We start from the raw sequence: 11,887 nt of genomic DNA on the forward strand, positions 1-11,887 counted from the left end.
GCCGGGCACGGTCCGGGCGTACGTCACCGGGCACGAGCAGTCGACGGGCGCCTGGGTGCTGCTGCGGGCCGACGGAAGCGTCTACCGGCCGACCTCACCCTCGGCGCCCCGGACGCCGCTGCCGGTCGACTGCGCGATACCGCTAGGCGCGGCCGGATCAGCCCCCAAGGTGCTGACGCTTCCTCAGATGTTCGGCGCGCGCGTCTACTTCGTACGGGACACCACCCTGGAGTTCTTCCTCAACCCGGGTCCCGCCCTGGTCGAGCCGGCTTTCGCGACCCCCGCCGACGCCAACTACGGCAAGACGTGGTCGTTCTGCGAGTTCACGTTCAACCCCACGCAACTGTTCGCCAACATCAGCTACGTCGACCTGGTGACGGCCCTGCCGATCGGGCTGACGCTGGAGGGCGACGGCACGCACACGGTCGCCCCGCTGCCCGATGGGGCGGTGGACCGCATCGCCGCGGATCTGGTGGCGCAGTCGGCGCGGGACGGTCAGCCCTGGGACCGGCTCGTCATCCGGGGCGGCGACGGCAGGGTGCTGCGGGTCATCTCACCGCAGAACCTGATGGCCCCCTACTTCGACCTGCCGGACCAGATGCCGTTCCGCTCCTACTGGAACGCCTACATCGACCAGGTATGGGCGAAGTACCGGTCGACGGACCTGAGGATCGACCTCCAGGGCGGCCGGGGTGTCCTCGCCGGGCGGGTCTCCGGCGACACCCTCACCTTCACCGGCGGCCACTCCTTCACCAAGCCGACCTCGAGGGACATCTTCACCTGCAACCACGGCCCGTTCGCCAACAACCCCAACGACCCCGACACCAAGAAGGCCCTGCTCGCGCGGCTCGCCGCCGGCTTCAACCGCTCGATCATGCTCACCCACCCCACCCAGCCGAACGGGACGACGGCCGCCGACTACTACCGGGGGACGGTGACGAACCACTGGTCACGCGTGGTGCACGCCAACTCGCCCATCGGGTACGCCTTTCCGTACGACGACGTCCGCCCCGACGGGCAACCCGACGTGTCGGGCGCGGCCCACGACGGCAACCCGCGCCGGTTCACGGTGACTGTGGGCGCCTGAGCGCTCCGCCGGTGCGGGCGTGATTCCGTTCGCGGCGACGTCGTGAACGGTCGCGCGGGCCGGGGGTGCTAGGCGGAGGCGCGCCGTACGAGAGTGGTCGGCAGGACCACACTGGACGGCGCGCCGGCCAGGCCCTGACCGTGCTGCCCGCGCTGACCGTCCTGCCCCTCCTGCCCGACGGGGGCCCGGCGTTCCAGGCCCCGGAACAGGAGCCGGGCCATCAACCGGCCCATCTCCTCTATGTCCTGACGGACCGTCGTCAACGGTGGATCGGACTGCTCGGCCACCGGCAGCATGTCGTCGAAGCCCACCACGGCGACGTCCTCGGGCACCCGGCGCCCCAGCTCCCTCAGAACCCGCAGCGCGCCGGAGGCGGAGACGTCGTTGGCGGCGAAGACCGCGTCCAACTCGGGGCAGCGGCCGAGGAGTTCCCGCATCGCCCGCTCCCCGCCCGCCGGGGTGAAGTCGCCTTCCACGATCAGCCGGGGGTCGGCGTCCACCATGACGTCCCGGAACCCGTCGAGCCGGTCCACGGCGGAGGTCTGGTCGAGGGGCCCGGTGATGTGGGCGATCCGGGTGCGGCCGAGGCCGACGAGATGGCGTACGGCGTCCCGCGCGCCGCCCCGGTTGTCGCTGTCGACGTACACGGTGGTCGTGTCGCCGCGCGCGCCGTCCGCCCAGCCGGGACGGCCGCCGAACACGGTGGGGACGCCGGCGCCCCGGATCAGCGCGGGCAGCGGATCGTCGAGGTGCAGTGAGAACGCGAGCGCCCCGTCGACGTGCCCGCCCGCCAGATACCGTCCCACCCGGGCGTAGTCCTCGGGTCCTTCGGTGAGCAGCAGCACGAGTTGGGAGTCGTGCGCGGTCAACTCCTTGCTGATGCCCCGGAGTTGCAGGGCGAAGAACGGGTCCGCGAAGACCCTGGTCTCCGGTTCGGCGATCACCACGGCCACGGCGTCGTGCCGTCGGGTGACGAGACTGCGGGCCGCCTGGTTGGGCACGTACCCGAGTTCCTCGACCGCCTTGCGCACCCGCTCGACCAGGGGCTCCCGCACGCCCTCGCCGCCGTTGACGACCCGCGACACCGTCGCCCTGGACACCCCGGCCCGCGCGGCCACGGCCTCCAACGTGGGACGCGACGCTGTCTCGGTCACTGCGGAACACTCCTCCGGGGCGGCTCCGCTCAGGATAGCCCCGGGCAGGAGTCCCCTGAGAGCGCTCCCGGCGGCGGCCGTTCGCCGAGTTCTCAGTGCTGGTGCGACCCGCCGGACCCCGCCGCCTCGTCGGCCCCATCCACCCCGTCGGCCCCACCCGCCCGTTGCTCCCCGTGCGGCGTGTGCGGCTCGTACCCCGGGATCGTGCCGTCCGTCCTGCGCACCAGGAACAGGCCCACCATGCCCATGTCGGAGTGGCTCTGGACGTGGCAGTGGTACATCCAGGCGCCCGCTCCCACCCCTTCGCCCGCGATGACCTGGAAGCCGAAGGAGTCGGCGGGGCCGACGATCTTGTTGTCGATGACCTGGCTGGGGTCGTCGGGGCCGGTGAGCATGCCGGTGCGGTTGTCGGCCCAGCGGTGACCGTGCAGGTGGAAGGTGTGGTAGTACTCGCCGTGCGTGAGGACGACCCACTCGACGCGATCGCCCACCGTGGCGTCGAAGTTGGGGCCGGAGTGCGCGGGTTTGTTGTTGATGAGCAGGTCGTTGAAGACGACGGTGACGGTCTTGTCGGGCAGCACGTCGCCCTTGCGGCGGACGATGACGGGACCGTAGAGGCCCTTGCGGACGCCGACCGTGCCGTGTTCGGTGCCGACGACATGGTCGTGGTAGTGCCAGTAACCGGCGCTGCCGGCACGCCAGGTGCCGTCCTTGCGGACGCCGGGGGCGTGGGTGCGCCAGGTGTAGGTGCGGGTGCCGCCGGGTTCGACGTCGCTCCGGTTCTGCTTGGTGCCGTCGCTGGAGATCTCGTAGTCCAGGCCGTGGACGTGCAGGCTCGCCGCCACGTCCATCGTGTTCTCGAACTCGATGTGCAGGGTGTCGCCCTCGTTGAGCTCGATCAGCGGACCCGGTATCGAGGCCTTGCCCTTCTCCAGGCCGTAGCCCATCTGCCCGTCGGGGAGCTTCTCGGCGTACATCTTGATGTGTCGGACCACACCGCCCGCCGGAGCCGTCCTCGCCTGCGTGGCGGCGCTCGCGGCCCCGGAGGTGCCGATGGTCTCGACGGCCACGGACAACGATGTCGCGGCGACCGCGCCACCCAGCAGCACCCGCCGGTTGAACCCTCGTCTGTCCATTCCGTCCATGCGGAACTCCCCACGCCGATACGGATCTTGCGGAGACGCAGCTGTGATCAACCTGTGAGACGGTAGCGGCCGCGCGACCGTTTATCCACACCCAGGACAAAGTTCAGACCATTCCGGTCATAGCTCTTGGCGAGTCGCATCAAAGCGGGCTAGCTTCCTTGGCGCTGTTGCTGTGACCGAGGAGGTGCCCATGTACTTACGAGGGTTGAGCGACGCGAAGAGACGGGCCTGGGCGGCCACCCTGACCGCCTCGGTCGTCACCGCCGGACTCCTGGCGGGCCCCGCGGCCCAGGCGCGACCGGCGCCGGAGCCACCGCTGACAACGATGTCGATCAAGTCGCCCCCGGGCGGCTCCGGCCCTCAGGTGCTGATCTTCCACGGCTCCGCCGCGGCCGGGGACGAGTCACCCGTCGTCAACGCCGGGATCGAGGCGATCGAACGGATCGGCCTGTCCGGGCCGGCCGCCGAGCGGTTCGGGGTCGTGGCCACCGACGACGCCTCCGTCTTCACCGACGAGACCCGGCTGAGCGGCTTCAACGCCGTCGTCTTCCTGACCGGCGGCGGTGACGTGCTGGAACCGGAGCAGGAGGCGGGCCTCGAAACCTACATGGAGGCGGGCGGCGGTTTCGTCGGCGTCCATGACGCGGCCCGCGCCGAGCCGTACTCCGACTGGTTCACCGGACTGATCGGCGCCCGGCCGACCACGTCGAGCCCGACGACCGTGCAGCGGGCGACCGTGGAGGTCGGCGACCGGCGGCACCCGGCCACCAAGGACCTGCCGGTGCAGTGGAAGCGGCCCGACAAGTGGCTCAACTGGACGAAGAACCCGTCGGGCTCCGTGCACACCGTGGCCCGGGTGCGCGAGTCGACGTACCAGCCGGGCACCGGCGCCAACGGCTGGGACCACCCGGTGAGTTGGTGCCGTGACTACGACGGCGGCCGTTCCTTCTACACGGGCATGGGCGGGACCGTCTCCGCGTACGACGAGACCGACTTCCGTACGCATCTGCGCGGCGCCCTGCTGTGGACGTCCCGGCTGGCCCGGGCCGACTGCAAGGCGACCATCACCGCCAACTACAAGGCGGAGCGGCTGACCCAGCCCAACCAGCCCGGGCAGAACGACCAGATCGGTGAACCGCACGGCCTGGTCACCGCACCCGACGGGCGGGTCCTCTACATCGGCCGGGGCGGCGCCGACTCGTCCCAGCCCGTGGTCACCGACTGGAACAACCCCGACATCGGCAAGGGCAAGGGCGAGATCCACGTCTACGACCCGAGGACGAAGAAGGTCACCCTCGCGGGCGCGCTCACCGTCTTCGGCAACAAGGGCGGCGGCGACGAGCTGATCAAGGTCGAAGAGGGCCTGCTCGGCATCGAGTTGGACCCCGCCTTCCAGCAGAACGGCTGGGTGTACCTGCACTACACACCGCACTCGCGGATCGACCGTGACACCCGGATGGCCGAGCGCCGCGTCTCCCGCTTCGCCCTCGACCTGGCGAGCAACAAGCTCGACCTGAGCAGTGAGAAGGTCCTGCTCAAGTGGCCGGTGCAGATCCACAGCTGCTGTCACTCGGGCGGCGGGATGAGCTTCGACTCCAAGGGCAACCTGTACGTCGCGACCGGCGATAACAACTCCAGCGGCTTCAGCGCCGGTTACTCGGGCAACAACCCCGAGCCGAACTACAAGGGCGTATCGTTCGCCGACGCACGCCGCACCGCCGGGAACACCAACAACCTCAACGGCAAGATCCTCCGCATCCACCCGGAGCCCGACGGCACCTACACCCTGCCGGCGGGGAACCTCTTCACGGGCAAGGAGACCGCCGAGGGCGGCGGCAAGACGCGCGGTGAGATCTATGTGATGGGGGTCAGGAACCCCGCCCGCATCTTCGTCGACCGGCAGACCGACGTCCTCTACGCCGGCTGGGTCGGCCCGGACGCGAGCGCGCCGTCGACGACCTGGGGTCCCGCCAAGTACGACACCTTCGCCGCCATCACCGAGGCGGGCAACCGGGGCTGGCCGTACTGCATGGGCAACAAGCAGCCCTACCGGGACCGCAACCTGCCGGACCCGTCGAAGCCGCTCGGCTGGTACGACTGCGACCGCCCGAAGAACGAGTCCCCGAACAACGACGGGCTCGTCAACCTGCCCCCGGTGACCGGCAACAACATCTGGTACGCACCGCAAGGAGGCGCCCCCGACTTCCCCCGGGACGCGAGCGGCATCCCCTCGTACAAGAACGAGGAGGCCACGTACCTGCTGCCGTGGCTCAAGGGCGGCGGCCAGGCGACGATGAACGGGCCGGTCTACCGGCACACGGCGTCCGGCGACAACTCCGTCCGCTGGCCCGCCTACTGGGACGGCAAGTGGTTCGTCGGCGACTTCTACGACGCCGACCAGCCGCGCCACGCGGTGGTCATGGACCCGAAGAACCAGGGCAGCGGCGGACTCCCGGTCCACGCGGAGTCCCTGAAGAAGATCGTGCCGGTCGGGGCGGACGGCATCAGGAACCTCATGGACTGGAAGTTCGGTCCGGACGGCGCGCTGTACGTCCTGGACTACGGGCGCGGCTTCTTCACCTCGGACGCCAAGTCGGCGCTGTGGCGCGTCACCTACACGGGCGGCGGCCCGACACCGGCGGCCGACGAGCTGGCGAGGAAGGCGGAGTGATGCGGGAAAGACGCTTGTGGGCAGCCCTGGTGGCGGCCCTGCTGATGGTCCTCGGACTCACGTCGACGCCCGCGTCCGGCCGTACGGACGGGGGTACGCGGGAGAAGGCCGCCGCCCAGGTGCTCACCTGGACCGCCGGTGACGACATCACCAAGTACCTGACCGCGCCGCAGACCGCGGTGGCGGGCCCGACCACGCTCGTGTTCGAGAACAGCAAGGCGACCGGCAACACCATGGGGATGCCGCACACGTTGACGTTCGACGTCTCCGACCCGGAGTACAACAACGACGTGCCGCTCAACATCCTCGCCAACCCCGGCGACGACCAGGGCGGCCGCCACACCGCCGAGGTCACGCTCACCCCCGGCCGCTACCGCTACTACTGCACGATCCCCGGGCACGGCCAGATGCAGGGCATCCTGGTGGTGACCGAGGGCACCGGCGAGGACACCACCGCGCCGGAGACCTCGGCGAAGGTCACCGGGACGCAGAACTCCCAAGGCGCGTACGTCGGTTCGGCCTCCGTCGCGGTGAGCGCGAGCGACCCGGGCGGCTCGGGTGTCGAGCGGATCGAGTACGCCGTCGGTGACGCCGGGGCCTGGCTGCCGTACACCACGCCCGTGGTGGTCGACCAGGTCGGCACGCACAAGATCCGCTACCGCGCGGTCGACAAGGCGGGCAACACGGCCGCCGAGAAGAGCGTCGGGTTCACCGTCGTGGCACCACCGACCGACGACACGACCGCGCCGGAGACCTCGGCGACCGTGGCCGGCGAGAAGAACCCGCAGGGCGACTACGTGTCCATGGCGACGGTCACCGTCTCCGCGTCGGACACCGGGTCGGGGGTCAACACCATCGAGTACGCCCTCGGCGACTCGGGGGCCTGGAAGCCGTACACCGCGCCGGTGATGGTGCACGAGGTCGGCACGCACAAGGTCCGGTACCGGGCCACGGACAAGGCGGGCAACGTCGCCGCCGAGAAGAGCGTCGGCTTCACCGTCGTCGCCCCGCCCGCCGCCGACACCACACCCCCGGTGACGGGCGTGACCGTCGAGGGCGACCGGAACTCCGCCGGGGCGTACCTGAAGAGCGCGAAGGTCACCGTGAGCGCGACCGACCACGGTGGCTCGGGCGTCGCCGCCGTCGAGTACTCGCTGGACGGCGGCCCCTATCTCGCCTACACCGCCCCCGTGGTGGTCGACCGGGCGGGCACTCACACGGTGGCGTACCGGGCAAGCGACAAGGCGGGCAACACGGCCGCCGCGCGCTCGGTCAGCTTCACCGTCGTCGCCGGCGGTGGGGTCCCCGCGCCCAACTGCGCCGAATACGACGAGCGGTTGACCGTCGTCGTCGGCACGGTCGACTCGGGGGTGCCGAACCGGGTCACCAACAACCGGTGCAGGATCAACGAGTTGATCGAGGACGAGAAGGAGTGGACGTCCCACGCGCTGTTCCTGAAGCACGTGGACACCGTTCTCGACAAGCTGTTCCGGGAGGGGGTCGTCGATCTGCGCGAGTACACCGCCGTGAAGGAGGCGGCGGAGGAGTCCGGCATCGGCAGGCCCGGCCAGACGGAGGGCTACCGCACGATCCTCGACGGCACAGCCGAGTCGTTCGCCAAGTGGCAGCAGGTGGGCGGCGGTTCGTTCGGGCTGAACGCCGACGGGACGATCACCTCCGGGACGACGAAGGCCGGGCTCGGCATGCTGTGGTTCCCCGAGCGGAAGTACGGCGACTTCTCGCTGCGCCTGCAGTGGCGGGACGACGCGCCCGGCACGGGCCACGCCAACTCCGGTGTGTTCGTGCGCTTCCCGGGGGTCCACGACCACCCGGAGGAGTCACGGCCGGAGTGGGTGGCCATCAAGTACGGCCATGAGGTGCAGGTCCTCGACCGGCCCGACGGCGACATGTACAAGACGGGGTCGGTCTACGGCTTCGACCGGGTGGGGCTCGCCGGGGCGGGCGTCACCCAGAAGGGCACCTGGAACGACTACGAGATCAGGGTGGTCGACCAGCACTACTCGGTCTACCGCAACGGCGTCCTGATCAACGAGTTCGACAACACCGGCGGCCAGGACTTCACCCCGCCCCGCTCGGACGACCCGGGCACGGACGGGCGGCGGTTCGCCTCCGGCTACATCGGGCTTCAGGTGCACGGCACGACGGATGTCGTCTCCTACCGGGACATCCGCATCAAGGAACTGTAGGAACCGAAGGCGGCCCGCGCCCCCGTGCCTCGCGGCCGGCAGGGGCGCGGGCCGCAGTCATGCCTTCTTGGCCCTGCTCGGCTGCACCCGCTTCGGCTCCCCCGGCATCTTCGGGTACTCCGGCGGATACGGCAGATCCCCGAGCCCGTGGTCGTGTTCGTCCCGCGCCGCCAGCTCCAGCAGCGCCTCCAGCGAGAACGCGTGCTCGTCCATGTCGGCGTGGACGTCACCGACCTCGGCGAAACGCCCCGGCATCGTCCCCAGGTCGAAGTCGCGCGGTACGGCGACCCCCACCTCGTCCCAGGTGAGGGGCGCGGAGACGGGGGCGTGCGGGCGCGGTCGTACGGAGTAGGCGGAGGCGATGGTGCGGTCGCGGGCGGTCTGGTTGTAGTCGACGAAGATCTTCGCGCCGCGTTCCTCCTTCCACCAGGCCGTGGTCACCTGCTCCGGCATCCGGCGCTCCAGTTCCCGGGCGACGGCGATGGCCGACCGGCGTACCTGGGTGAAGGTCCAGTCGGGCCGGATCGGCACGAAGACGTGCAGGCCGCGGCCACCGGAGGTCTTGGGCCAGCCGCGCAGACCGCCGTACTCGTGGAGGACCTCGCGCAGTTCGTGCGCGGCGCGGACCGCGTCGGCGTAGTCGGTGCCGGGCTGCGGGTCGAGGTCGATGCGGAGTTCGTCGGGCCGGTCGACGTCGTCGCGGCGGACGGGCCACGGGTGGAAGGTGAGCGTGCCGAACTGGGCGGCCCAGACGACGGCGGCGACCTCGGTGGGGCACATCTCGTCGGCGCTGCGGCCGCTGGGGAAGGTGATGTGGGCGGTGGGGATCCAGTCGGGCATGTTCTTGGGGGCGCGCTTCTGGAAGAAGTTCTCGCCGGTCACGCCCTCCGGGTAGCGCTCCAGGGTGGTGGGCCGGTTGCGCAGGGCGCGCAGGATGCCGGGGCCGACGGCGATGTAGTACCGGGCGAGGTCCAGCTTGGTGAAGCCGCGCTCCGGGAAGAAGATCTTGCCCGGGCTGGACAGCCGTACCGTCCGGCCCGCCGCGTCCAGTTCCACCGCTTCGCCCATGCGAGCCACGGTAGGTGGAACGATCGAATGCCGCATACCGGACGGAGTTCGCCGCGCGGCGGCTCCCGCGCGGTCGCAGAATCGGAGGCATGGATCTTCCGGTGATGCCGCCCGTGAAACCGATGCTCGCCAAGTCCGTGGCGAAGATCCCGCCGGACATGCACTACGAGGCGAAGTGGGACGGGTTCCGGGCGATCGTCTTCCGCGACGGGCCGGAGGTGGAGATCGGCAGCCGGACCGGGAAGACGCTGACCAGGTACTTCCCCGAGCTGGTGGCGGCGCTGCGGGAGCGGCTGCCGACGCGTTGCGTGCTGGACGGCGAGATCGTGATCGTCCGGGAAGGGCGGCGGCTGGACTTCGACGCCCTCACCGAGCGTATCCACCCCGCGGACTCCCGCGTCCGGATGCTGGCGGCGACGACCCCGGCCTCCTTCGTCGCCTTCGACATCCTCGCGCTGAACGACGATTCGCTGCTCGACGTCCCGCTCACCGATCGGCGCGCCCTGCTGGAGCTGGCGCTGTCCGGGGTGACGGCGCCGGTGCACCTCGCGCCGGCGACCACCGACCGCGAGCTGGCCGAGCAGTGGTTCGAGCAGTACGAGGGGGCGGGCCTGGACGGGGTGATCGCCAAGCCGCGCACCCTGCTCTACCGGCAGGACGAGCGGGCCATGTTCAAGATCAAGCACGAGCGGACGGCGGACGTGGTGGTCGCCGGGTACCGCTTCCACAAGAGCGGACCGGTGGTCGGCTCCCTGCTGCTGGGACTCTACGACGACGGGGGCACGCTCCAGCACATCGGCGTGTGCGCGGCCTTTCCCATGAAGCGGCGCGCGGAGCTGGTGGAGGAGCTGGAGCCGCTGCGGCTGGAGAACGTCGGTGAGCATCCCTGGGCCGCCTGGTCCGACGAGACGGCGCACGAGACGGCACGGCTGCCGGGAGCGCCGAGCCGGTGGTCGACGAAGAAGGACTTCTCCTGGGTGCCGCTGCGCCCCGACCATGTCGCCGAGGTGGCCTACGACCACATGGAGAACGGTGTCCGCTTCCGCCACACGGCCCGCTTCCGGCGCTGGCGCCCGGACCGCACGGCGGAGAGCTGCACCTACGCGCAGCTGGAGGAGCCGGTGACCTACGACCTGGCGGAGATCCTGGGCGCCTGATCCCGGTCGCGGGCTCAGGGCTCCATGATCACCTTCACCGCCCCGTCCTGCTTGCGCTGGAACATCTCGTAGGCGTGTGCGGCGTCGGTGAGCGGCACCCGGTGGGTGGCGAAGTCGTCGACGCCCAGGGGGTCGTCGTCCGTGAGCAGGGGCAGGATGTCGTCGCTCCAGGTGCGGACGTTGGCCTGGCCCATGCGCAGCCGGACCTGCTTGTCGAACAGGGTGAGGAGGGGCAGCGGGTCGACCTTGCCGCCGTAGACGCCGGAGAGGGAGATCGTGCCGCCGCGCCGTACGAGGTCGATGGCGGTGTAGAGCGCGGCGAGCCGGTCCACGCCGAGGCGTTCCGTGAGCCGTGAACCGATGGCCCGGGGCAGCATTCCGGTCGCGTTCTGGGCGAGCCGGGCGGCCGCGCTGCCATGCGCCTCGGTGCCGACGGCGTCGATCACGGAGTCGGGACCGCGTCCGGCGGTCCGGTCCTGGATGGCGCCCACCAGCTCCTTCTCGTTATCGAAATCCCGCAGGTCGAAGGTCTCCACGCCCCGCTCGCGCGCCCGGCGCAGCCGCTCGGGCACCAGGTCGACCCCGAACACCTGCTCGGCGCCACGCTGCAGGGCCACTCGGCACGCCATGTCGCCGATGGGTCCGAGGCCGAGCACGGCGACGCTGCCGCCGGGCGGGACGTGCGCGTACTCGACCGCCTGCCAGGCGGTGGGGAGCACGTCGGAGAGGTAGAGGAACCGGTCGTCGGGCGGCCCCTCCGGTACCTTGATCGGCCCGAACTGGGCCTGGGGGACGCGCAGATACTCGGCCTGGGCCCCCGGGACCGCGCCGTAGAGCCGGGTGTAGCCGAAGATGGCCGCGCCCATGCCCTCGCTGGTGCACTGGGTGGTCTCGCACTGGGTGGGGAGCCCGGTGAGACACATCCAGCAGCTGCCACAGGCGATCTGGAACGGTACGACGACCCGGTCCCCGGCCGCCAGATCGGGCACCCCGGCACCGACCTCCTCGACGATGCCCATGGGTTCGTGGCCGAGGATGTCGCCCGGCGTCATGAACGGGGTGAGCACCTCGTACAGGTGCAGGTCGGAGCCGCAGAGTCCGGTCGAGGTGATCCGGATGATCGCGTCGGTCGGCTCCCGCAGCACCGGATCGGGCACGGTCTCCACGCGCACGTCCCGCTTGCCCTGCCACGTCACTGCCTTCATCGTGCCCACACTCCGTTCCCACGCCTCGGTCAGCAGGTTCCGCCCGAGTACCCGACCCGGCACCCCCGAACCAGTCAGAAACAATCCACTATGGCCATCCATAAATAGATAAGTGCACAATCGGATACATCATGAGCAGGACGGGCTGGATGGACTGGACAGGCTGGACAGGCTGGACAGGCTGGACAGGCTG

At 70.5% G+C, this 11,887-nt stretch carries 8 protein-coding genes; 4 read left to right on the forward strand and 4 right to left on the reverse strand.

All coding sequences use genetic code 11. The features are described 5' to 3' along the window. Positions 1-1,087 (forward strand): glycoside hydrolase family 64 protein (locus tag P1P70_RS30735; RefSeq protein ID WP_319243559.1); only part of this gene is annotated, 1,087 nt, incomplete at its 5' end. Between the two features lie 68 nt (positions 1,088-1,155). On the opposite strand, the gene P1P70_RS30740 is transcribed toward P1P70_RS30735, so the two are convergent. Both P1P70_RS30740 and P1P70_RS30745 read right to left on the reverse strand, forming a co-directional pair. Further along, positions 1,156-2,241, reverse strand: a complete 1,086-nt coding sequence (locus tag P1P70_RS30740) for a LacI family DNA-binding transcriptional regulator (RefSeq protein ID WP_319243561.1) — start codon at positions 2,239-2,241, stop codon at positions 1,156-1,158. Between the two features lie 92 nt (positions 2,242-2,333). Continuing rightward, a complete protein-coding gene (locus P1P70_RS30745; RefSeq protein WP_319243573.1) occupies positions 2,334-3,377 on the reverse strand; it encodes a multicopper oxidase domain-containing protein in 1,044 nt (347 codons plus the stop codon). Positions 3,378-3,576: 199 nt separating this feature from the next. Here P1P70_RS30745 and P1P70_RS30750 point away from each other — a divergent pair, with 199 nt between their 5' ends. Both P1P70_RS30750 and P1P70_RS30755 read left to right on the forward strand, forming a co-directional pair. Next, on the forward strand, positions 3,577-6,057 hold the full coding sequence (locus tag P1P70_RS30750) for a ThuA domain-containing protein (protein ID WP_319243563.1): 2,481 nt from the start codon (positions 3,577-3,579) through the stop codon (positions 6,055-6,057). Then, positions 6,057-8,264, forward strand: a complete 2,208-nt coding sequence (locus P1P70_RS30755; protein WP_319243566.1) for an OmpL47-type beta-barrel domain-containing protein — start codon at positions 6,057-6,059, stop codon at positions 8,262-8,264. Before P1P70_RS30750 ends, P1P70_RS30755 begins: the two co-directional genes overlap by 1 nt. A 57-nt stretch (positions 8,265-8,321) precedes the next feature. Here the strand turns inward: P1P70_RS30755 and ligD are convergent, their stop codons facing one another. Beyond that, a complete protein-coding gene (gene ligD / locus P1P70_RS30760) occupies positions 8,322-9,332 on the reverse strand; it encodes a non-homologous end-joining DNA ligase (RefSeq protein ID WP_319243567.1) in 1,011 nt (336 codons plus the stop codon). Between the two features lie 89 nt (positions 9,333-9,421). Here ligD and P1P70_RS30765 point away from each other — a divergent pair, with 89 nt between their 5' ends. Further along, complete coding sequence (locus P1P70_RS30765) at positions 9,422-10,489, forward strand: ATP-dependent DNA ligase (RefSeq protein ID WP_319243569.1); 1,068 nt, start codon at positions 9,422-9,424, stop codon at positions 10,487-10,489. A 14-nt stretch (positions 10,490-10,503) separates the two neighbouring features. Here the strand turns inward: P1P70_RS30765 and P1P70_RS30770 are convergent, their stop codons facing one another. Next, positions 10,504-11,694, reverse strand: coding sequence for a zinc-dependent alcohol dehydrogenase (locus P1P70_RS30770; RefSeq protein WP_319243571.1), 1,191 nt, complete (start codon positions 11,692-11,694; stop codon positions 10,504-10,506). Between the last annotated feature and the right edge of the window lie 193 nt (positions 11,695-11,887).

Source organism: Streptomyces sp. MB09-02B (assembly GCF_033794485.1).
Classification (GTDB): Bacteria; Actinomycetota; Actinomycetes; order Streptomycetales; family Streptomycetaceae; genus Streptomyces.